A 22,561-nucleotide genomic window follows, 5' to 3' on the forward strand; every position below is an offset into this window, starting at 1 on the left:
CGCGGGCAAGGATTAAGCCGCTTCAAAGGTCCGTTATATATATTCGTGAAGTATGTAACTCATCTTCTTCTACCCCGTCCAATGGTGTGTAAAATTAGTTTAGGAGGGGTAACATGAAGAAGGTTTTAAGTGTTTTAGGAGTGTCCGCGTTGATATTACTTGTAACCGCATGCGGTGGTACTGACAAAAAAGAGTCGTCTGCTGTACCGGTTGCCGACATAATGGATGCGGTTAAAGAGCAAATAGCGAAAGATATGCAGGAAGACTTTGGCGATGATAATGTGCTTGTCGACGGCGAACTTCAGGGGTATATTGAAGCTGATTTTACTGACAAAGATGGCGAAGATCCCATGGTTACGATGCTCTATGAAAGAATGGGACTGAAAGGGGAAGAACTCGAAGAAGGAATTGTTCTTATGCCGATGATGAATGTCAATTCAAATGAAATATTCATTTTGAAAGCGAAGGAGAAGGCGCATGTTGAGTCCATAAAAGAGGCGCTTGATAAAGAACTTGCCGCACAAATTACAACATGGGAAATGTATTTACCAGATCAATATGAAAAAGTGGAAAATAATATAATTATTACGAAAGGTACGTACTTAATTTACATAACGTACGATGATCCAAGTGCGATTGAAAAGATTTTCAATGAAAAAGTGAAGTAATGGATAACAGTCGAAGGCATCCTAAGTAGTTTCTTGGGGATGTCTTTTTCGAATCGGATGTGTTCGAATGGTTTTAGTAGTATTGTATTTTTATGGAAATAGAACAAAAAAAGGCAGCTGTCGGATTTTTTTAAATCTCCGCAGCTGCTAATTATATTTATAGGATGTTACATTTGTCGCATTTGTTGTTGTAGCACTCATGTTGTTCTTCAATTTCTTCACCACAAGTCGCACAGTTTTTTGCAGGTAAGTTGCGAAAAAACTCGATTATATTTTCAATCATTTATTTCATCTCCTTTAATTATTGGTGATAGTTCTTATAAGATGTTGCATTTGTCACATTTGTTGCTGTAGCACTCATGTTGTTCTTCGATTTCATTGCCACATGACGTACAAATTTTAGCCGGTAAGTTTTTGAAAAACTCAATCACGTTATCTAACATATTCCATTCTCTCCCTTCGAAAGTGTATTAGTACTATTTCTCTATATCATAAATGTAGTAGTACAGCATGTACAAAAAATTATAGGATGTTGCATTTGTCGCATACATTGCTGTAGCACTCATGTTGTTCTTCGATTTCATTGCCACATGACGTACAAAGTTTTGCGGGTAGGTTTTTGAAAAACTCGATCACGTTGTCTAACATATTCCATTCTCTCCCTTCGAAAGTGTATTAGTACTATTTCTCTATATCACATATGTGGTAGTACAGCATGTACAAAAAGTTATAGGATGTTGCATTTGTCGCATTTGTTGTTGTAGCACTCATGTTGTTCTTCGATTTCATTGCCACATGACGTACAAAGTTTAGCCGGTAAGTTTTTAAAAAACTCGATCACGTTGTCTAGCATATCCGAATCACCCCCCTCTAAAGTGTGTTAGTACTAATTACTATATTGTATGTGTGGTAGTACAGTATATGCAAAAAAAATTATAGGATGACACATTTGTCGCATTGGTTGCGGTATGATTTGTGTTGTTCTTCAATCTGTTCGCCACAAGTAATACATTTTTTTACGGGTAGGTTTTTGAAAAATTCGATAACGTTGTTTAACATATTGAATTCTCCTCCTTTTTCTGTACTATAACTCGTGTTCATATTAGTAGTGTATTACAACACACAATCAAAAGTCAACACATTTATAAACTTTTCAGATAAAATATAAAAGAGTATATTAAATGAGGAGCGATTTATATGTATTTCATTGATAATAAAGGGATTACAGATCCGGAAATTAACCTCGCGATTGAGGAGTATATTTTAAGAACGATGGACATTGACAAGGATTCGTTTCTTCTGTTCTATATTAATGAACCTTCAATTATCATAGGAAAAAATCAGAACACAATTGAGGAAATTGATACGAAGTATGTAGATGCGAATGGCATTAAAATTGTGCGACGCCTATCGGGCGGAGGCGCAGTTTATCACGACCTAGGGAATTTGAATTACAGCTTTATTACAAAAGACGATGGGGAATCTTTCCGTAATTTCAAGAAGTTCACCCAACCAGTAGTCGAAGCGCTTGCGGGAATGGGTGTAACGGCGGAACTTATTGGACGAAATGATATTCTTGTTAACGGGCGAAAAATTTCAGGGAATGCACAGTTTTCAACAAATGGTCGTATGTTTAGCCATGGGACGTTAATGTTTGACACGGAAATCGACGAAGTAGTGTCGGCGTTGAAAGTTCGTAAAGATAAAATCGAATCCAAAGGGATTAAATCGATCCGAAGCCGTGTAGCAAATATTTCGGAGTTCCTGGAAGAGCCGATGACAGTTGAAGAATTTCGTCTTGAAGTGTTGAAATCGATTTTTGGCGGGGAAGAAAAAATTCAATACTTGGAACTGACGGAAGACGATTGGACAAATATTCATGAGTTATCAAAAGAGCGCTATGCAAATTGGGATTGGAATTATGGGAAATCACCAAAATTCAACATGCAACATTCACATCGCTTCCCAGTAGGCAGTATTGATATTCGTCTCCAAGTAAATAAAGGAATCATTGAAGACGTGAAAATTTTCGGTGACTTTTTTGGTGTTGGAGAAGTGGAAGCTGTTGAAGAAAGATTAAAAGGCATTAAGTACGACAGACAGGCGATCGGTGAAGCGATTGCTACAATTGACATCCCAACCATATTGGGCGGAATTACGAAAGAAGAACTTCTTCAACTAATTTATTAATCACTTTAGGAAGCCTGACACTTGTCAGGCTTTTATTGTGGGGAGTATTCACGAATCGCCCAATTTGTCAAACTAAGCACCGATATGCAGGCATACTTCTTACGTTTCACTTATAATTAAATCATGAAGTAAAAGGGGGAATACCAAATGAAGAAACATCGTATATTCATTGTTGAAGACGATAAAAAAATAGCACAACTAATAGCGGATACACTTCGTAAATACCAATACGACGTCGAAATCATCGAAGATTTTGATCGGGTAACCGAAGAATGCCTCGCGTTTGATCCGCATCTCATCCTACTTGATATTAACTTACCTTCTTATGATGGGTATTACTGGTGTCGTCAACTTCGGACACATACGACATGTCCAATTCTATTCATTTCTGCACGTTCTGGTGACATGGATCAAGTATTTGCTTTGGAAAATGGAGGGGATGATTTTATAACGAAACCTTTCCATTATGAAATCGTCCTTGCAAAGATTAGGAGCCATTTACGCAGATCATTTGGGGAGTACGCGCCGTCGCAATCGGAGCGCACAGTGAAAAGCGGACTGTTAACTTTGTATATTGAACGGATGGAACTGCATGTTAGGGAAGTAATTGTACCTTTGCAAAAAAAAGAATGCGTCATTCTAGAACTTTTAATGAATGCCTCGCCTAAAATTGTCTCTAGGGAAAGTCTGCTCGAAGAACTATGGGACGATCAATCATTTGTCGATGAAAATACACTTAATGTTAACATGACGCGTGTGCGGAAAAAACTTACGGATTATCATGTATTGTCTTTGATTGAAACAGTTCGGGGTGCCGGATACCGATTTGTTCTTGCACCAGAGGAATTATGAAACCCATCAAGTTATTTTTGAGGGAACATAGTTCATTACTCATTTTTCAATTCGCTCTTACTTGTTTCATTTTTCTTCTATACTGGTTGGATGGTTTTCGTAATTATGATACAGCTATTTACTCATTAGTCATAAGTATGATTTTAACGGTTGGGTATTTGAGTGGGAAATTCATCTTAAGGCGGTCGTTTTACAGCAAAATTACACGTATGCCTGAAAGAATGGAAGATGCCCTTATTCCTTATGCACCAGCACCCGAACATGCGGAAGTGTCCAGGTTCATGCGTGTGTTATATAAGGTTTATCAAAATGAAGTACAAGCGTTGTACGTAGCACAAAACAGGCAACAAGACTTCATGAATCATTGGGTACATCAGATGAAAACACCTATTTCTGTTATTGGACTTCTATTACAAGAAGACGGTGAAGTGGACCGTGAAAGTATTACTGAAGAAATCGAACGGATTCAGTTAGGGCTGAATATGGTCTTACTAAATGCACGGTTGGAAACATTTGAACGTGATATGCAAATTGAAAAAGTTCAATTGAAAAAACTTGTCCAAGAAGTTGTGACGGAACATAAAAGATTGTTCATAGCGAATGGCGTCTTTCCAGTAATTTCAATCGATGAGAATTATATTGTTGCAACAGATCCAAAATGGATACGGGTTGTTCTTATACAATTTATAACAAACGCTGTGAAATATACATTTGAAAAAGGTAAGAAAGTCTATTTGACGGCAGAGTGTACCGAACAGGGAATTTTACTTAACGTGAAAGACGAAGGCGTAGGGATTCCATCATCGGACTTAAACCGTATCATGAAGGCTTTTTTCACTGGTGAAAATGGTCGGCTAACCGGCGAGTCAACCGGAATGGGGTTGTACATAGCGTCGGAAGTATGCGGGAAACTTGGTCACCGTATAACTATTGAGTCCGAGAGGAATGCTGGAACAAGCGTAGCGGTGCTATTTGAAAATGGGGAATCAAAGGAGGGTGATCACACTGGACAAAATAGTGGATTTAAAAGAAGTAACGAAGATTTATGAAGGAAAGGTTATGCATCGGGCAGTGAATCGACTTGACTTTGAAGCGATGGAAGGTGAATTTGTGGCGGTGATGGGGCCATCTGGAAGTGGGAAAACGACGCTTTTGAACCTGATTTCGACAATCGATTTACCGACATACGGTCGAATTACGATTAATAATATCGAACCTGAATCGTTATCGCAAAATGACCTTGCCCTTTTCAGACGCCGAAATCTAGGTTTCGTTTTCCAAGATATAAATTTACTTCAAATGCTAACGGTTGAAGAAAATCTTGTCTTGCCGTTGACACTCGATGGGGTGCCGTTAAATGAAATGGAAAAAAGAGTTGCAAAAGTTTCACAGCAACTTGGCTTATCAGATATTCTTGACAAAAGGTCCGATGAGCTGTCTGGTGGGCAAGCGCAGCGTACAGCGATTGGGCGGGCACTTATTCACAAACCGAAAATTATATTAGCAGATGAACCAACTGGAAATTTAGATTCTAAGTCGGCGAAAGATGTTCTCGAACTGCTTAGTCGTATTAATGCGACCGAACGGACAACAATAATTATGGTAACGCATGATCCAATCGCGGCAAGCTATTGTGACCGTGTGTTGTTTATAAAAGATGGTGAGTTTTTCAATGAAATATACAAAGACGAGCGGCGGCAAACTTTTTTTCAACGGATTTTGAACGTACTTTCACTTCTAGGGGGCCATCATGACCTTTCGTCAATTCGCTTACCGTAACGTTGTTCGTAATCGAAGAATCTATGCAGCATTTTTTATGGCAAGTGCTTTTTCAGTTATGGTGTTTTTTCTTTATTCCATGCTTTTATTTCATCCATCTATTGAAAATCGATTTGTGCAGGAAATTGCACTGATTGGAATGGGTGTCGCAGAAATTGTCCTTTATATATTCACTTTATTTTTCTTGTTTTATTCGATGCGAGCCTTTCTACATGCAAGGTCAAAAGAGTTTGGCATTTTGTTGCATTTGGGAATGGCGAAACGGCAGTTGCAAAAGCTTATTTTTATAGAAACGATGCTTATCGGTATTACTTCAATTGTTGCGGGAACAGTCCTTGGCTATTCGTTTTCTAAATTCTTTTTGATGGCCGTACGGGAAATTGTTCTTTTGCCCGCATTGCCACTTTATTTGTCATGGAAACCGTTTGCATTGACGGTTGGTGCATTTTTGAGTTTATTTATAATTATTTCATTAGTTGCTCCTATATTTATTCGGACTAGAGAAGTTGCGGATTTAATAAGCGGTGAAGCAGGGGGAAAAGGAGAGCATGAATACTCGAAATCCCGCGGCTATTTTGGTCTCATTTGCCTCGGGGTGTCGTATGCAATGGCGGCGTCAACATCGAACAGGCTTATTTTGAGTCTGGTTTTTCTCGTACCTCCGCTTGCAACAATAGGAACATTTTATTTTTTTACAGATTCTTTACCGCTTCTACTTCACAAAATTAAGGGGCGAAAACGATTTTATTGGAAACATTTTAGGTTGTTGTCAATCTCAGAGGCGATTGTAAGTTTGCGTGAAAATGGGCGGATGTTTTTTATTGTGGCAATTGTCTCTACGCTTGCATTTATGTCCGTCGGCACATTAGCATCCTTGTCGTCGTTTGCATCGCAATATAGGGAAATGAATCCGCTTGCACTTGTCTATAAAAGCGAAGCAGATAATCCGTTTGAAGAAGAACATATTGCACAACTTGAACAGGAACTCCAAGAAAATGATATTGAATACTTTATGGCTAAGATGCCAATTTTATATCAAACATCTGTCTATACAAATAGAGTGGTTTCAATACTTAGTATTTCTGATGTCAATCAGATAGGGAATCGTTTGGGTCATGAATCTATTCATTTGAATGAAGGAAGTGCCTTATTTTTACCGCCTTCTTCTTCCTCATATAAAAGTTTAAACTCGCGAATTGTTCGTACAGCGCTTGAAGAAAGTAATTTGTATATAGAAATTGCTGGTGCATATCCATATCAAATACTGCCATCATATGCGGTCGGTGCAAATGCAATTGTATTAAATGATGTAGATTTTAACAAAGTGTCCAAGATACCAACAGCTGGTGAATTGCAGCCGTCGGTGTATTATGCATTCGACATACCGGAGTGGCAACGAACGAAGGATATTGGTTCCTCCATTGACGATACAATTACGGACTCATTTATGTTGGGGACGACAGATTCACTTTCGTATACTTTTGATAATCCGGGGATGAACTACTCGATTATTCGTACAACGTTTTCATTATTGCTTTTAATAGGTCTTCTTCTTGCGGCTGTGTTTCTTCTTGCATCGGGCAGTTTTATTTACTTTCGATTATATACAACGCTTGACCGGGATCGTAAACAGTTTGAAGTATTGCGGCGGATGGGCCTTACCGACCGTGAATTTAAGAAAATCGTCAACAGACAACTGATTCCGCAATTCTTTTTTCCGTGGGGGATTGCTTTACTTCATAGTGCATTTGCTTTTTTATCGTTGCAAGTTATATGGGATGCACTCGCGGAAATTTCAATTGTTAAAGAGTTAACCATTGTGCTCGTTGGATTTACAATTATGCAGATTACATATTTCTATTTAATCCGCTGGCGTTACCTTGCGCATATTAAAGCGCCGAGTTAGTTATCGGCGTTTGCGTTTTTGGTAGCTTGTATTGTCGGAACTTTTCTTATATAATGAATTTAATAGTTAATTGAATAGTCATTCACTTGACTTCATTCAGCGGGGTTCAAAATTTGGACCTAATCATACCGAGGTGTAATTGATTAAAAAAAGGGAGATGGGCTTATGAATCTAGTTACTTGTGTTCACGAAAAGGCGCTGGCACAGCCAGAAAAGACCGCGTATCATTTTATGGGGAAAGATACGTCATACGCGGAGTTCGACCAATCCGTTTCAATGTTTGCATCGGCACTTCAAGATCTTGGGATTGAAAAAGGGGATCATGTAGCATTTTTACTAGGAAATACACCGCACTTCTTAATATCTCTTTACGCAACTATGCGAATTGGTGCGACGGCAATTCCGGTCAATCCAATCTATACGCCGGACGAAATTTCGTACATTATACATAACAGTGATGCGAAAGCGGTTGTTGCACTGGATTTACTTCTACCTCTTGTTGAACAGGCATCGGGTGCGTTTCCAACGGTTGAACAATATATTATTTGTGAAACTGTCCCCGAGACACCCGAAAAAATAGCGGCACTACCAGAAGCGATTAAGTCTAAAGTACATTCATTCACTGAGCTCATTGCGACTGGAAAAACGAACGTAGAACCCGTCCCTGTGGATGCCAATGAAACCGCTGTCATCCTATATACTTCGGGAACGACGGGAAGTCCAAAAGGGGCCATGCTAACACATGGTAATCTGTACTCAAATGCGCGGGATGTCGCGGAGTATCTTAACTTTACGGAAGATGATCGCGTTGTGGCGACACTTCCAGTTTTCCATGTGTTCGCACTTACTGTAGTTGTCAACGCGCCACTTTTAAGAGGGGCGACCATTTTGCTCGTTCCACGATTTAGCCCGGCGGATGTGTTCAACACGGTGAAGGAGCAGCAAGCGACGATATTTGCGGGTGTTCCGACGATGTACAACTTCTTGTATCAGTTCCCGGATGCTAACCCAACCGATTTCAAATCGGTTCGAGTCTCGATTTCGGGCGGCTCGTCGCTACCGGTTGCTTTACTTCACAATTTTGAAGAGAAATTCAAGGTGAGAATTTCCGAAGGGTATGGATTATCTGAGGCTTCACCAGTTACATGTTTTAATCCGCATGACCGTGAACGTATCCCGGGTTCAATTGGCATGAATATTACCAACGTTGAAAACAAAGTTGTCAACGAATTGGGCGATGAAGTTCCGGATGGGGAAGTCGGCGAACTTATTGTTCGTGGACCGAACGTCATGAAAGGATATTATAAGATGCCTGAGGAAACAGAAGCTACTATTCGTAACGGTTGGTTGTACACGGGGGACATGGCTACGCGTGACGAAAATGGGTATTTCTATATTGTTGACCGGAAAAAAGATCTTGTCATCGTTGGTGGGTATAATGTCTATCCACGTGAAGTGGAAGAAGTGTTGTTTACACATCGTGACATCGTCGAAGCGGCTGTTATTGGTGTGCCAGATCCCGATTTCGGTGAATCTGTTCATGCATTTGTTGTCTTGAAAGATGGTGAAGATACGAACGCGGAAGCGCTAATTGCGTTTTGTGCGAACCGCTTGGCAAAGTACAAAGTCCCGAAGAAAATCGAGTTTTTGGATGAACTACCGAAAAATACAACTGGTAAAATTTTAAGGCGGACATTGAAAAATTATGTGACAATCTAAATCGAACACCGCCTTTGTGCGGTGTTTTTATATGGTGAATTATAGTTGATAAGGGATATGAAAATGAAATAATATATAGTAAAAGGGGGGGCTTATCTGATGGATAGTAAAGAAGTTACTTTTAGGATGGCGACGGAAAAAGACTTGGATTCGATTATACAAATGCTTTCGGATGATGTGTTGGGAAGTACAAGGGAGCGTTATGAACAACCGTTACCGGATTCCTATCTTCAAGCATTTAAGTCGATTGACTCTGATCCAAATAATGAATTGGTCGTGGCGTGTTACAAAGAAGAAATCGTTGGTGTTCAACAAATAACGTTTATACCCTATCTAACTTATCAAGGTGGATGGAGAGCAACTATTGAAGGTGTTCGCACTGCCCCCGCGGTACGCGGAAAAGGAATTGGAAGAAAGTTAATTGAGTGGGCCATTGAACGCGCCAAAGAGCGTGGCTGTCACATCGTTCAGTTAACAACAGACAAAAAAAGAAAAGATGCATTACATTTTTATGAACAATTAGGGTTTAAAGCAACCCATGAGGGGATGAAATTCCACATCTAATTATAAGTGGAAATAAGGATATTTTTTCGAAGCGTGTAGTATAGGTACTTTCTAACCAGTCCGTAATCACGGACTTAGTATTGGGATGTCGTTTCTTAAGTATATATAACTTGACTTACACATGGTACGTGATAAAATTCTATTCAATTGCATTCGTGGAAAATAAAATAATCTTGAGAGATGGTACAGTAATCATATTGTGGGCAGCAAGAAGAGACTGAATGGTTGATGGGAGTTCAGGCAGCAATATGTATGAAGTACACCATTTGATTTACTCAAATTGAAAATGAAGTGGATGGCCCAGACTGTTTAGGTCCATCAAATAGGGTGGTAACGCGGAGAATACCTTCGTCCCTTTCCATGGGATGGAAGGTCTTTTTGTATTTATTTCACAATTCAATTACTTAGGAGGACTCCGTTTTGTTTCAAATTAAATCAATTATGTCACCCACATTCAAAGAGTCATCAGTACTTGTGGCGTCAATAGTCGCGATTATAAGTATTAGTATTATTCGGTTTAAGTCCGTACCGCATATACCGATATTATTATCTATTTTATTATTGATTTGCTATGGTTTACTTAAAAAAATTTCGTACCGCAAGCTTGAAAAAGGATTAGTTGACGGCGCTGGAGCTGGAATGAGCGCAGTGTTTCTCTTTTTCTTCATCGGGATATTAATTAGTAGCTGGATGATGAGTGGGACGATTCCGACGTTAATCTATGCCGGATTTAACTTGATATCGCCTTCGTATTTCTTTGCAATTGTATTTGTTGTGACGTCGATTGTCGGAATATCAATCGGTAGTTCATTGACAACGGTCGCAACAGTCGGTGTTGCATTTATTGGGATGGCAACGGTGCTTGACTTGTCGTTGGCAATCACAGCGGGCGCAATTGTTTCGGGCGCATTTTTTGGAGACAAAATGTCGCCCCTTTCTGATACGACCAATCTAGCGGCTTCAATCGTAGGCGTCGATTTGTTTGAACATATTCGAAACATGGGTTGGACGACCGTTCCGGCGTTTCTTTTATCATTTCTTATTTTCGGAGTTCTTTCGCCAAATGTAACGTTGACTAATGTCGATAAAATCTCCTTTTTTCAAGAAGGTCTATTGGAAACAGGAATGATTCATTGGTATACATTGACTCCATTACTCGTTCTTTTTATATTGACGATATCGAAGGTTCCGGCACTTATGACATTAGCAGTCAGTTCAATAAGTGCCATCGGTATATCTTTTTTTCACCAAAGTTATAGCGCGTCACAAGTATTTGATATTCTTTTTGGCGGTTTTGTTTCTACTACGGGTATTGCCGATATTGATGCGCTTCTTTCACGAGGTGGTATGGAAAGTATGCTATTTACAATTGGTTTAGTTTTGCTAGCGCTTAGTATGGGTGGGTTATTATTTACACTTGGAATCGTACAATGTTTATTGGGGAAAATTGAAGGATTGTTGAAAAAAGCATCTTCAGTAATCGCAACAGCCGCTTTAACCGCGATTGGCATTAACGTGTTAATAGGTGAGCAGTATTTATCAATTCTTTTGACGGGACAGGCTTTTCGATCGCAATTTGAGAAAGTAGGGCTCGAAGGGAAAAATTTAAGTCGGGTGATGGAGGATGCCGGTACGGTCGTTAACCCGTTAGTGCCATGGAGTGTTTGTGGAATATTCATCACGGGAGTACTGGGTGTTTCTACGTTAGAGTATTTGCCATTTGCATTCTTTTGTCTGCTTTCGCCAATACTAACGATTCTGTTTGGATTTACTGGAAAGACGTTAAGTCTAACGAAGACTAAGTGAATCTTCTTTATGTTCCTTTTCGTATTACAAATGTTACAAAGTTTTTAAAAGGCTCATTTACAATCATTATTTCTTGATTGGTTAAATAGCTCATACTACAGTGTGTAGTGTGAGGTGAACAGTTAGTAAAAATCAGGCAGTTCATTTACTTACGCACTTGTGTAGACCATTACACTACATTGATATAATTTGAATTGGGAGTGTTTTAGTATGAATAAGAAAGTTTTTTGGATTATTGGTATATTTGCTGTTTGTGTTGTTGGTATTATTGCTTTAACGAATATTAATGAAAAGTCGGTTGTCATTGACTATGAAGGACAACCTTTTATAGGTGAGGCGTCCGCACCAGTTGATATTGTCGAATTCGGGGATTATAAATGCCCAAGTTGTAAAGATTTTAATGAAAGCCTCTTTCCGGTGATTTATGAAGAATTAGTCGAGACAGGGAAAGCGAAGTTTTACTTTATGAACTACTCATTTCTTGCTGCTGATTCAAATATAGCTGCACAATTTGCGGAGACAGTTTACAAGGAACTCGGTGATGAAACATTCTGGGACTTCCACAACTTATTGTTCGCCAATCAAACAACGGCAGCTGGCCAACCAAATCTCTTCACGGATGAATTTTTGGAAGCAGTTCTAACAGAAGTCGCAAGTTCCGAAGAAGTGGAAAAAGTTATGCTTGCTTACAAAAATAGTGAAGGCATAGAAGCTTGGAAGAAAGATATGAAAACGGCAAATAATCTAGGTGTAGCTTCAACACCGACTATTTTTATTGGTGGAAAGGAATTCGAGGGAAGAACACTCGATGACTTTACGAAAATGGTAGAAAAAGCGGCTAAAAGTGGTAAATAAGCCGCTACTCTTTGCCTGGGTAGTGTCGATCATAGCGATGGCGGGAAGTTTATTTTTTAGTGAACAGATGGATTTTGTTCCGTGTACGTTCTGCTGGTATCAACGTATTTTTATGTATCCGCTTGTTCTTTTTCTTGGCATTGCATTTTATCGAAATGACCAGGATATTTATAAGTACGTACTTCCGATGTCTGCCATAGGTGTACTTGTTTCGGGTTATCATTATGCGTTGCAAAAGATTCCAGCATTAGACGAATTTAGTATGTGCGCAAGTGGTGTTCCATGTTCAGGACAATATATTAACTGGTTAGGTTTTATTACGATTCCTTTTTTGGCGCTCATTGCCTTTTTGTTCATTACAATGATGATGCTCATGCTTTGGAAGCGCAAAAAATAGACTAATCAAGAAATTTTCTAAGTGGACGATTCCGAACTCGTATAACGAAAAACCCTTTCCGTTGTGGAAAGGGTTTTTCGTTATGCTTTTCTAAAATAGGCAATTGTTCCAATTTCGGGTGTTTCGACCTCTACATCGTTGGTTACAAGAGGTTCTTCGGCTTTTGCACGTACACCGCAGAGTTCTTGTCGTACGACGTTGGTTGCAACCCGTAGTAGGCCTCCAAACACGGCTTCCTCCAGTACGCCCAAAGTTGTTTGTGCATCGCTGTTGTTGAATGGGTGCACAGCGTTTTCTACTCGTACGTTGTTGTTTAATTGGTGCACAACATTTTCTGCTTGTACGTTGTTGCTTGACCGGTGCACAACATTTTTTACTTGTTCGTTGTTTGCAACATTTCTTAGTTGTTCGATGCTGCTTGCAGGAAGCGCATCCACACCCTTTGCCACAGCCTTTATGACTGAAAGGCTCTTGGAACATAAAGCTGTCTAATCCGGAACCGTGAGCATGTTCAACCGCTTTGTTTATATCATTTCTTGAAAAAGTGGACAAATTCGCTCCTCCTTTCTTTTTTTATTAAGAGAAAGGAAACGTATAAATATCCCTTTTAAAGAACTCTATGGCCGTTAGTGCATATACCTTCCCCTTCTATAAGCTATGTAGTTATAAGGCCTATGCAATGGACAAATGTTTACAAGAACGAAAAAAATGATTCAATCCATGATACAGTGATACATTCCTTTCTTCATTCATACGAATACTTAATAGGGAAAGGAAGGGTTCATATGAAAACAGCCATACAAATTCCTGAATATAAACTGTTCATTCATCCAGCGACTATAAGTGAGTTGCGAAAAGATATATGGATTGACGATCCGGTAGCCGCCAAATTAACGATTTACAAGAAGAAGTATGACATCGATCTTGCTTATCGAGGCAATCATATCCGGGATTTAAAAAAGAAGTCGTATCGCATATCGTTTTATAAACCGGGTATGTATAGAAATGCAAAAGAAATTCATTTGAATGCGGAATTTAAAGATCCTTCTTTATTGAGAAATAAATTATCGTTAGATTTTTTTTATGATATCGGATGCTTGTCACCCAAATCACAATTTGTTTTATTGAAGTTGAATGGGAAAAATGAGGGGCTTTATTTAGAGTTGGAATCAGTGGATGCATATTTCCTGGGAAATCGACAACTTCCGACAGGGGCGATATTTTATGCGGTTGATGGCGATGCTAATTTTTCGTTAATGAGTGATTTAGAGGAAGAAGTAAAGACGTCACTTGGGTTAGGATATGAAATGAAAAATGGAACGGCTCAAGATAAAGGTCATTTAGAAGAAATGATTATAAAAGTAAACACGATTTCTAAAGAAGCGTTTGAAGATGAAATTATAAAGTATATAAATGTGGATAAGTATCTTCGCTGGCTGGCGGGTGTTGTTTGTACTCAAAACTTTGATGGATTCGTTCATAATTATGCGCTTTACCAAAATAGTGATACCGGATTATTTGAAGTCATCCCTTGGGATTACGATGCGACATGGGGAAGGGATGTAAACGGAGAAGTGATGGAGGAAGATTATTTACGAATTGAAGGTTTCAACACGCTAACCGCAAGAATTCTTGACGTGAAAAAGTTTCGACATCAATACAAACTCTTGTTGGAGGAAATTTTAGATAGCAAATTTAATGTGGCGTATATGAAGCCGAAAATACAACAGATACATGGTTTGATAAGGCCTTTCGTTGAAAAAGATCCTTATGTAAAAGATGGACTCGATTTGTTTGATAAAGAATTGGTATATATATTGGATTTTATCGAAGCTAGGGGGAAGTATATAAGAACTGAATTAACTAATTTAACTTAATCGATTTCGTAATTCAATATTCTACAAAGGTAAGTATAAAATACCTATTTCAATTCAACATATATAGTAGCATCCCTCTATATTAAAAAGTAATGAAGGATAACTTCTCCGGTTGTCGAAATAAGTAGATATAGAGAAATAGGGGGAATTTATAATGGGAAAACGTAAATTAGAAGTGAATGATCTGTTTAAATTACAGTCCGTGACGAATCCAATGATATCGCCGAATGGTAAGGAAGCCGTGTTTGTTCGGACGCATATCGATGAAAAGGATAATACGTATATAGCGAATCTGTTTCATGTGGATCTTGTATCAAATGAAGTGACGCAGTGGACGCATGGGAAAGGACGCATTTCCTCACCTGAATGGTCCGCAGATGGCAAACAACTTGCATTCTTATCGGACCGCGAAGAGAAAAAACAATTGTTTATTTTATCTACAAAAGGCGGCGAAGCAAAAAAACTTACATCATTTGAAGGCGGCTTATCAAGTTTCCTATGGTCGCCTTGCGGAAAAAAAGTGTGGGTGAATGCGGTCGTTAAAGAAGGTAAAACGTTTACGGATAAGGAAGAAAAAGAAGAGAAGAAACAACCGAAACCGTACCGTGTAACGAAAATGAAATATCAGATGGACGGCTTAGGTTTATTGCCCCAGGATTCATTCAGACAAATTGGTGTTGTCGATATTGAAACAGAAGATGTAATCCAATTTACCGAAGGCAATCATCAATTTGGACTACAGGCTGTATCGAATGACGGGAAGAAATTAGTTATAGGTGTCAATCGGAATGAAAATCAAGATTTCGAGTTCCGTCAGCCACTTTATATTGTCGACGTAGAGTCGAAAGAAGAAACAATACTTGTCGATGAAGAAGGAAGTTTTGGTGGTGCGACGTTTTCAAGCGATGATCGGTATATTGCTTACGCCGGGGCAGACAGGACATTTCAAAATACAACACAAGCCGATTTATATATCTATGATACGCAAGATGGAAGTTGTGTGAATTTAACGGAAGGTATTGATTCGCCTGTTGGGGATCACGTCGTTGGGGATCATCAACAAGGAGTAAGTGCGCCGGCTGTTGTCTGGACGAAGGATAACCAGTTGTATTTCCAAATTTCTACGATGGGGGATGTCCGCCTTTATTTCGCAACGCTTGAAGGGGAAGTGTATCCCGCTTCACCGGAAAATGAACATATTTACGATTATGATGTTACGGTCGACGGCGAGTTTGCGCTTGTCGCTGTCAGTAATTCGATAAGTCCAGGAGAGTTGTATAAGCAGAAGATTGTAACCGGAGAACGTACAGTGCTTACTTCATTTAATGAAATGTATCTAAAAGAAGTGGAACTCGTTGAACCGCAAGCTATTTCTTATAAAGGTGCAAAAGAGTGGGACGTGCATGGTTGGCTAATGAAGCCGTTTGGATTTGAAGAAGGAACAAAATATCCGCTTATTGTAAATATCCACGGTGGCCCGGCTACGATGTATGCGAATACGTTTTCCCATGAAATGCAGTTACTGGCGGCTGAGGGATATGGGGTATTGTATGTAAACCCACGCGGAAGTCATGGATATAGTCAAGAATTTGTAGATGCGGTGCGTGGCGATTATGGTGGCGGCGACTATGAAGATATTATGGCGGGACTCGACTTTGTAATCGGGGAAAATGATTGGATTGACACGGACCGACTTGGTGTAACGGGCGGAAGTTACGGTGGTTTTATGACGAACTGGATTGTTGGTCATACGAATCGCTTTAAGGCGGCGGTTACGCAGCGTTCGATTTCAAACTGGATTAGTTTTTACGGTGTATCTGATATTGGTTATTATTTCAATGACTGGCAGCACGGTGCGGACATGACCGAAGTGGAGAAACTATGGGATATATCCCCGCTGAAATATGCAGAAAACGTCGAAACACCGCTGCTAATCGTACATTCGGAAAAGGATCTTCGCTGCCCGATTGAGCAGGCGGAACAATTATATATTACATTGAAAAGTATGGGAAAAGAAACAGAATTTGTACGTTTTCCGGATGGGGATCATAACTTATCACGCAATGGTACGCCGAATTTGCGCGTTGCAAGATTGGATGAGATTACAAGCTGGTTCGCGAAGTATTTGTAAATAGAATTTATCTAATAAGGCAGTCATTCCACTCAGCGGGATGACTGCTTTTGCATACAATAAGTGGTGAGTAATCACTCGTTGCTAATAAAAGGGGGGTAACGAATGCAAGAAGTTAAAGAATGTGTGTCGATCCGTCATGTGTCGAAAAGTTTTGGGAAACAGCAAGTACTAGAAGACATTAATTTAGAAATTATCGAGGGGGAGATATTCGGCCTTCTTGGTCCATCTGGTGCGGGGAAAACGACGTTAGTGAAACAATTGGCTGGACTCGATACACCCACTTCGGGTGAAAATTATGTATTTCAAGAAAAGATGCCATCACTTCAATTGATTAACCGAATCGGTTATATGGCACAAGCAGATGGGTTGTATGAGGATTTATCCGCAAAAGAAAACATGGATTTCTTTTCGGCTCTTTATGGATTAAAAGGGAAGAAGCAAGCCGACAGAATAAAAGAAGTGATGGAACTCGTTAAGCTTTCCAATGACGTAAAGAAATTGGTGAAAAATTACTCTGGTGGGATGAAAAGGCGTTTGTCACTCGCAATTGCACTTCTTCACGAACCGGAATTAATCATTCTCGATGAGCCAACTGTTGGCATCGACCCGGTTTTACGGAAAAGTATTTGGGAAGCATTTGACGATTTGAAGAAACAAGGAAAAACGCTTATTGTAACGACGCATGTTATGGATGAGGCGGGAAAATGTGATCGACTAGGACTTATGCGAGATGGTCGTCTTATTGCGGTTGGCACACCGAACGAACTAAAAGAACGAACGAACACGGGAACAATTGAAGAGGCATTTCTTGTTTACGGAGGTGCAGAAAAATGAGAGTTATGGCTTTAGTGACAAGAATTTTGCGGCAAATTGTGCGAGACAAACGCACAATCGGACTTCTTATATTTGCCCCAATCCTTGTCCTTACGATGTTACATTTAGTATTTAGTGGCGGGGATTACGTTCCCAAAGTGGGCTTGGTTAATGTTCCCGACACAATTGCCAATCAAATCAGTTCTGAAGGTGCGAAACTGACCAAGTTTACGAATGAATTGGATGCGGAAAAAGAGTTAGCTGCGTCAAAACTCGATGGGTATCTCCTATTTGATGGGCAAGTGCCATCTGTCGTCCTTGAGGGAAGTGACCCAAGTGTTGCGGGAGCTACGATGAAGTGGCTTCAAATTGCTTTGCCATCGGGACACGAAGCAACCAACGAACCTGGATTGAAAATCGATTATTTACACGGTTCCAAGGATATGGGAATGTTTGATTATTTTGGTCCTGTTTTACTCGGATTTTTCGTATTCTTCTTTGTATTTCTTATCGCCGGTGTATCATTTTTGAGGGAGCGCACAACAGGTACGCTTGAAAGGCTGATGGCAAGTCCCTTACGCAGATGGGAAATCGTTGCCGGATATGTCATCGGTTTTGGCGTATTCACGATTATCCAATCTACAATTATTGCGGCATATACCATTTATGCTCTAGGAATGGTAATGGAAGGAGCATTCCGTTATGTGCTCTTAATTACCTTGCTGCTTGCCCTAACAGCGCTCACACTCGGCATTTTATTGTCGTCATTTGCGAATAACGAACTTCAAATGATTCAGTTCATCCCAATCGTTGTTATTCCACAAATTTTCTTTTCAGGATTGTTCAACTTGGAAACAATTCCGGGGTGGCTTAGTTGGATTGGTCTGATGACACCGTTGTATTATGCGGCGGAAGCGTTGCGGGATGTGATGGTAAGGGGATATGGGTGGAGTGAAATTTATATGGACATCCTCGCTTTGGGGGGATTTTCACTGCTGTTCATTACGATAAATATCGTTGCGCTACGCAAATATCGTAAAATATAAATGCTGAATATCTTTCACTGTTTTTCCCAACTTCAATATAACGACAAAATAAAGGGACCAAAACCATTACAGTTTTGTGTCCCTTTTCACATGCTTATTCTTATTTTCCTTTAAACACAGGCTTGCGTTTTTCTGCAAATGCCGTTAGCGCTTCAACACGGTCCTCTGTAGGAATCGTAATTTCATACGCTTTGCGCTCAATGGCAAGTCCAGTCTGTAAATCTACGTTCATCCCGTGTTTAATCGCAAATTTAGCTTGTTGCAAGGCAATTGGCCCATTGGCGAGTATGGAGTCCGCGAAATCAGCCGTTTCCTGGATAAGATCATAAGAAGCAACTACTTTTGTAACGACACCATAATTATATGCTTCGGCCGCTGTCATCCGCTTTGCAGTCAAAATAAGTTCGAGTGCCTTCGCTTCGCCAATTAACCGTGGTAAACGTTGTGTTCCACCAGCTCCCGGAATAATGCCGAGTCCAGTTTCAGTCAGCCCCATTAGCGCCGTATCCGCTGCAATTCGGAAATCACAGGCAAGCGCAAGTTCCATTCCGCCGCCAAAAGCAAAGCCATTCATCCTCGCAATTGTAGGTTGTGGCAATCCTTCAATTGCCGTGAAAACTTCCCCGATTTTGTAAATATTACGTTTCACTTGTACATCAGTAAGTGTTTTACGCTCCTTCAAGTCAGCGCCTACACTGAACGCTCGGTCCCCAGAACCAGTAAAAATGACAACACGAATATCTGGATTGATGCGAATGGATTCGGTAATATGTCCAAGATCAACCAACATGTCATAGTTAAATGCATTCATTGCCCCTGGACGATTCAACGTAACGAAAGCAAGATTCCCCTTTTGTTCATAACTAACTAATTCCATATATGAATCCCCCTTTATCTAATAAATATTCAAAGTAAAATATACCATTAATTCTGATATGTTGCTATACATAGGGAATTTGCTACATAGTCAATTAATATACATACTTCTTTCGACATCTTCAGATTCCCATTTGCATGCATTTTATGTAGAATAGGGGTAGGAGTTGAACTTGAATGAGAACAGCAGTTGTTACAGATAGCACGGCTTATTTACCGAGCTATATTAGAAAAGAATTAAACATCCACATGATTCCGTTATCCGTCACGCTGGACGGGGAAGTATACGATGAAGAAATAGATATTAGTGCGACTGATTTTTATAATAAAGTGCGCGGCGAAAATTCATTACCAAAGACATCGCAACCACCAATTGGAAGGTTTGTTGAACTATTTGAATCGTTAAAGGAAGAATACGATGCAGTCATTTCAATTCACTTGTCCGGCGGAATTAGTGGAACATTTGCAGGTGCCATTCAAGCTGGGGATATGGTAGACGACCTTTCTGTGCATGCGTTCGATTCTGAAATCTCATGTTATTTACAAGGGTTTTATGTAATTCGCGCGGCGCAATTGGCCAATGAAGGAGCTGCACCTGGCGTCATAATGGACGAGTTGAATGAAATGAAAACGTCGATGCGTGCTTATTTCATGGTGGATGATCTTACCCATCTACAAAGGGGTGGTAGATTATCCGCAGCACAAGCGCTAATTGGTGGACTTCTCCAAGTAAAACCATTGCTTCATTTTCAAGAAAAGGTCATCGTGCCGTTTGAAAAAATTCGCACACGCAAAAAAGCGATGAAACGAATTGCAGACATGCTTGCTGAAGACGCTGAAACGATGTTGCTTGAAGCTGTCATTATTCATGGCAATCGTCCGGACGATGCTAAAGTTTGGCTTACCGAGTTGTCTGAGCGGTTACCGAATGTTCAATTTACAATTAGTCATTTCGGTCCAGTTATCGGAACACATCTTGGCGAAGGTGCTATGGGACTTGGTTGGGTGAAAAGAAAAGTATAAGTAGTTGGGGGGTGCGATAAGTGACGAATGCATTCGATACAAATCTTAGAAACTTTCTTACTGGGCGTATTTGGTTGCGCCTACACACTTCTTTTCCAAAAGAAATAATAGATACCCATATCGAATCAGGAGTGATTCAAATCATTCCCGGAATAACAAGTAAAAAGACATTTACAGGTCAATCCAATCATTTCTGTAACCGATGTGAAAACGACACCCAATCACGTTTCACAATATTTGACTGCGCGAAATGCAATGGACCATGCGCGTATTGCAGACAGTGCCTTAAAATGGGGCGTGTTTCGTCGTGTACAGAACTGATCATTTGGGCCGGAGAACAACCAAAATATCCAGAAAACCACGAACTCGCTTGGGCAGGGGTTCTCACGCCACGTCAGCAAAAAGCATCCTATGAACTTTCCGAAAGTACCGATAAAGGCAGACCGCATCTTGTTCATGCAGTTTGCGGCGCGGGAAAAACGGAAATCCTCTTTCAACCAATCCACAAATTACTGACGGGCGGAAAACGTGTGTGCATTGCAGCACCGAGAGTCGATGTCATTCTTGAACTCGAACCACGTCTACGCAAGGCATTTCCAAAAACGACAATCAACGCATTATACGGCGGTGCGGAACCCGGGGAAGGTCCCGCGCAACTTATTCTTGCGACGACTCACCAACTGTATCGATTCTATCGTGCATTTGATGCCATTTTTGTCGATGAAGCGGATGCATTTCCATATACGGCAGACGAAACATTAAGAAAAGCAGTCCGTAAAGCCGCAAAACCTAGCGCGCCAATCCATTCAGTTACGGCAACACCATCTGCACAACTTATCGCGGACATAAAGCGTACAGGACAAGTTTCAACCATTAACCGGCGTTATCATGGGCATCCATTACCCATCCCACGCTACGATTCACTTTGGAATTATTCGAAGCAAATCAAAAAAAAGAAACTTCCAAATAAGCTAATAAAATGGACCGAACAGCGTCTTCAACATAAAGAACCGTTTCTAGTCTTTTTTCATAACATCGCCCTAATGGAAGAAGCGGAGCCTTTGTTTCAACAACTTGTTCCAACTATCTACGCGGTTCACGCGTCCCATGAAAACCGGAAAGAACGAGTTCAAGCACTGCGTGATCAAAAAATTCCAGGCTTATTAACGACAACTATTTTAGAACGTGGCATTACGATTCCAAACGTTCAAGTTGCAGTTGTCGGGGCGGAGCAACGCATATTTAACAAAGGTGCTTTAATTCAAATTGGTGGACGTGTTGGCAGATCAAACGAGCACCCAGATGGTGATTTCGTTTTATTTCATCACGGTATTACATATGCAATGGACGATGCGAAAAAAGAAATCATCCGTCTGAATAAAGAGGAAGGTTCGCTATGAAGGAGTGCCTTCTTTGCGAAACAAGACTTACTGCCTCTTTGTCGTGGAAATCACTTTTGGGAATGGATAAGCAAGCACTTATTTGTACAAAATGTTTAGGGCAGTTCCAACGAATTAATATAAAAGAAAATACTGGATTCAGTCAAGTCGCTTCACTTTATTCATACAATGAAGCGATGCGTAACTACTTGCATCAGTTCAAGTTTTTACAAGACGTTGCACTAGCGGGCGTTTTTGCCAATGAACTTAGACGATATTTGCCGAAAGAAGCCACGATTGTGCCAATTCCAATGCATCCGGAAAAACTAGCCGCGCGGACGTTTGCACATGTAGATGAAGTTCTAAAGTATGCGGATATACCATTTGTTCATTTACTTGAAAAAACGGGGACCGAATCTATGGGAGAAAAATCGAAAAAAGAGCGGCTTGCGATGGATCCATTATTTAAACTTCGACAACATTCGACAATAAATCCAAACGCCTTTTATATACTAATCGATGATATTTACACAACAGGCACAACGCTTCGTCATGCGGTAACTGTTTTGAAAGAAGCAGGTGCAAAAAGAATCGAGGCAGTGACGCTTATTCGTGCTAAAAGACAGTTATGAGAATATACCAATAATTCACTATTCAAATGATCCGAAGTATGATAG

The 22,561-nt window shown here is 40.1% G+C and carries 25 protein-coding genes; 18 read left to right on the forward strand and 7 right to left on the reverse strand.

Features of this window, described 5'->3' with window-relative positions:
- Positions 1 to 113 precede the first annotated feature (113 nt).
- Entirely contained in the window at positions 114 to 668 is a 555-nt protein-coding gene (locus KSU66_RS03985) for a DUF4358 domain-containing protein (protein ID WP_269050118.1), read from the forward strand.
- Between the two features lie 157 nt (positions 669 to 825).
- On the opposite strand, the gene yhfH (KSU66_RS03990) is transcribed toward KSU66_RS03985, so the two are convergent.
- The 5 genes from yhfH (KSU66_RS03990) to yhfH (KSU66_RS04010) all read right to left on the reverse strand — a co-directional run bounded on the left by yhfH (KSU66_RS03990) (position 826) and on the right by yhfH (KSU66_RS04010) (position 1,769).
- On the reverse strand, positions 826 to 951 hold the full coding sequence (yhfH, locus tag KSU66_RS03990; protein ID WP_269050119.1) for a protein YhfH: 126 nt from the start codon (positions 949 to 951) through the stop codon (positions 826 to 828).
- A 34-nt stretch (positions 952 to 985) separates the two neighbouring features.
- Entirely contained in the window at positions 986 to 1,111 is a 126-nt protein-coding gene (gene yhfH, locus KSU66_RS03995) for a protein YhfH (RefSeq protein ID WP_269050120.1), read from the reverse strand.
- 79 nt (positions 1,112 to 1,190) lie between these two features.
- Complete coding sequence (gene yhfH / locus KSU66_RS04000; protein WP_269050121.1) at positions 1,191 to 1,316, reverse strand: protein YhfH; 126 nt, start codon at positions 1,314 to 1,316, stop codon at positions 1,191 to 1,193.
- Positions 1,317 to 1,395: 79 nt separating this feature from the next.
- Positions 1,396 to 1,521, reverse strand: coding sequence for a protein YhfH (gene yhfH / locus KSU66_RS04005; protein WP_269050122.1), 126 nt, complete (start codon positions 1,519 to 1,521; stop codon positions 1,396 to 1,398).
- A gap of 80 nt (positions 1,522 to 1,601) precedes the next feature.
- Positions 1,602 to 1,769, reverse strand: a complete 168-nt coding sequence (yhfH, locus tag KSU66_RS04010; RefSeq protein ID WP_443028932.1) for a protein YhfH — start codon at positions 1,767 to 1,769, stop codon at positions 1,602 to 1,604.
- 96 nt (positions 1,770 to 1,865) lie between these two features.
- Between yhfH (KSU66_RS04010) and KSU66_RS04015 the strand changes: the two genes are divergently transcribed.
- The 10 genes from KSU66_RS04015 to KSU66_RS04060 all read left to right on the forward strand — a co-directional run bounded on the left by KSU66_RS04015 (position 1,866) and on the right by KSU66_RS04060 (position 12,736).
- Positions 1,866 to 2,858: a lipoate--protein ligase gene (locus KSU66_RS04015; protein WP_269050124.1), complete on the forward strand. Its 993-nt coding sequence runs from the start codon at positions 1,866 to 1,868 to the stop codon at positions 2,856 to 2,858.
- A 147-nt stretch (positions 2,859 to 3,005) separates the two neighbouring features.
- Positions 3,006 to 3,710: a response regulator transcription factor gene (locus KSU66_RS04020; protein ID WP_269050125.1), complete on the forward strand. Its 705-nt coding sequence runs from the start codon at positions 3,006 to 3,008 to the stop codon at positions 3,708 to 3,710.
- A gap of 209 nt (positions 3,711 to 3,919) precedes the next feature.
- Complete coding sequence (locus tag KSU66_RS04025; protein ID WP_269050126.1) at positions 3,920 to 4,759, forward strand: sensor histidine kinase; 840 nt, start codon at positions 3,920 to 3,922, stop codon at positions 4,757 to 4,759.
- Positions 4,689 to 5,489, forward strand: a complete 801-nt coding sequence (locus KSU66_RS04030; RefSeq protein ID WP_269050127.1) for an ABC transporter ATP-binding protein — start codon at positions 4,689 to 4,691, stop codon at positions 5,487 to 5,489. The genes KSU66_RS04025 and KSU66_RS04030 overlap by 71 nt, the downstream gene beginning before the upstream one ends.
- Positions 5,461 to 7,395 (forward strand): ABC transporter permease, encoded by a 1,935-nt coding sequence (locus KSU66_RS04035; RefSeq protein WP_269050128.1) that lies wholly within the window; start codon positions 5,461 to 5,463, stop codon positions 7,393 to 7,395. Before KSU66_RS04030 ends, KSU66_RS04035 begins: the two co-directional genes overlap by 29 nt.
- Positions 7,396 to 7,560: 165 nt before the next feature.
- Complete coding sequence (locus KSU66_RS04040; protein ID WP_269050129.1) at positions 7,561 to 9,114, forward strand: fatty acid--CoA ligase family protein; 1,554 nt, start codon at positions 7,561 to 7,563, stop codon at positions 9,112 to 9,114.
- Positions 9,115 to 9,213: 99 nt separating this feature from the next.
- Positions 9,214 to 9,678 (forward strand): GNAT family N-acetyltransferase, encoded by a 465-nt coding sequence (locus tag KSU66_RS04045; protein ID WP_269050130.1) that lies wholly within the window; start codon positions 9,214 to 9,216, stop codon positions 9,676 to 9,678.
- Positions 9,679 to 10,098: 420 nt separating this feature from the next.
- Positions 10,099 to 11,484: a Na+/H+ antiporter NhaC gene (nhaC, locus tag KSU66_RS04050; protein ID WP_269050131.1), complete on the forward strand. Its 1,386-nt coding sequence runs from the start codon at positions 10,099 to 10,101 to the stop codon at positions 11,482 to 11,484.
- A gap of 210 nt (positions 11,485 to 11,694) precedes the next feature.
- On the forward strand, positions 11,695 to 12,339 hold the full coding sequence (locus KSU66_RS04055) for a DsbA family protein (RefSeq protein WP_269050132.1): 645 nt from the start codon (positions 11,695 to 11,697) through the stop codon (positions 12,337 to 12,339).
- Positions 12,329 to 12,736: a disulfide oxidoreductase gene (locus KSU66_RS04060; protein WP_269050133.1), complete on the forward strand. Its 408-nt coding sequence runs from the start codon at positions 12,329 to 12,331 to the stop codon at positions 12,734 to 12,736. Before KSU66_RS04055 ends, KSU66_RS04060 begins: the two co-directional genes overlap by 11 nt.
- 80 nt (positions 12,737 to 12,816) lie before the next feature.
- Here KSU66_RS04060 and KSU66_RS04065 read toward each other — a convergent pair whose 3' ends face one another.
- Positions 12,817 to 13,185 (reverse strand): hypothetical protein, encoded by a 369-nt coding sequence (locus tag KSU66_RS04065; RefSeq protein ID WP_269050134.1) that lies wholly within the window; start codon positions 13,183 to 13,185, stop codon positions 12,817 to 12,819.
- A 336-nt stretch (positions 13,186 to 13,521) separates the two neighbouring features.
- Here KSU66_RS04065 and KSU66_RS04070 point away from each other — a divergent pair, with 336 nt between their 5' ends.
- The 4 genes from KSU66_RS04070 (at position 13,522) to KSU66_RS04085 (ending at position 18,606) form a co-directional block, all read left to right on the forward strand.
- On the forward strand, positions 13,522 to 14,613 hold the full coding sequence (locus tag KSU66_RS04070; protein ID WP_269050135.1) for a CotH kinase family protein: 1,092 nt from the start codon (positions 13,522 to 13,524) through the stop codon (positions 14,611 to 14,613).
- Between the two features lie 154 nt (positions 14,614 to 14,767).
- Positions 14,768 to 16,744 (forward strand): S9 family peptidase, encoded by a 1,977-nt coding sequence (locus KSU66_RS04075; protein ID WP_269050136.1) that lies wholly within the window; start codon positions 14,768 to 14,770, stop codon positions 16,742 to 16,744.
- Between the two features lie 105 nt (positions 16,745 to 16,849).
- The gene (locus KSU66_RS04080; protein ID WP_269050137.1) at positions 16,850 to 17,581 is read left to right on the forward strand and encodes an ABC transporter ATP-binding protein; all 732 of its coding nucleotides are present in this window, start codon (positions 16,850 to 16,852) and stop codon (positions 17,579 to 17,581) included.
- Entirely contained in the window at positions 17,578 to 18,606 is a 1,029-nt protein-coding gene (locus tag KSU66_RS04085) for an ABC transporter permease (protein WP_269050138.1), read from the forward strand. The genes KSU66_RS04080 and KSU66_RS04085 overlap by 4 nt, the downstream gene beginning before the upstream one ends.
- 100 nt (positions 18,607 to 18,706) lie before the next feature.
- On the opposite strand, the gene KSU66_RS04090 is transcribed toward KSU66_RS04085, so the two are convergent.
- A complete protein-coding gene (locus KSU66_RS04090; protein ID WP_269050139.1) occupies positions 18,707 to 19,483 on the reverse strand; it encodes an enoyl-CoA hydratase-related protein in 777 nt (258 codons plus the stop codon).
- Positions 19,484 to 19,659: 176 nt separating this feature from the next.
- Between KSU66_RS04090 and KSU66_RS04095 the strand changes: the two genes are divergently transcribed.
- The 3 genes from KSU66_RS04095 to KSU66_RS04105 are packed head-to-tail and all read left to right on the forward strand — an operon-like array spanning position 19,660 to position 22,516.
- Positions 19,660 to 20,505 carry a DegV family protein gene (locus KSU66_RS04095; protein ID WP_269050140.1) on the forward strand — a complete coding sequence of 282 codons (846 nt, stop codon included), beginning with the start codon at positions 19,660 to 19,662 and terminating at the stop codon, positions 20,503 to 20,505.
- A 20-nt stretch (positions 20,506 to 20,525) separates the two neighbouring features.
- On the forward strand, positions 20,526 to 21,905 hold the full coding sequence (locus KSU66_RS04100; RefSeq protein ID WP_269050141.1) for a DEAD/DEAH box helicase: 1,380 nt from the start codon (positions 20,526 to 20,528) through the stop codon (positions 21,903 to 21,905).
- Entirely contained in the window at positions 21,902 to 22,516 is a 615-nt protein-coding gene (locus KSU66_RS04105; RefSeq protein ID WP_269050142.1) for a ComF family protein, read from the forward strand. The genes KSU66_RS04100 and KSU66_RS04105 overlap by 4 nt, the downstream gene beginning before the upstream one ends.
- Positions 22,517 to 22,561 lie beyond the last annotated feature (45 nt).

The organism is Sporosarcina sp. G11-34, from assembly GCF_026931025.1.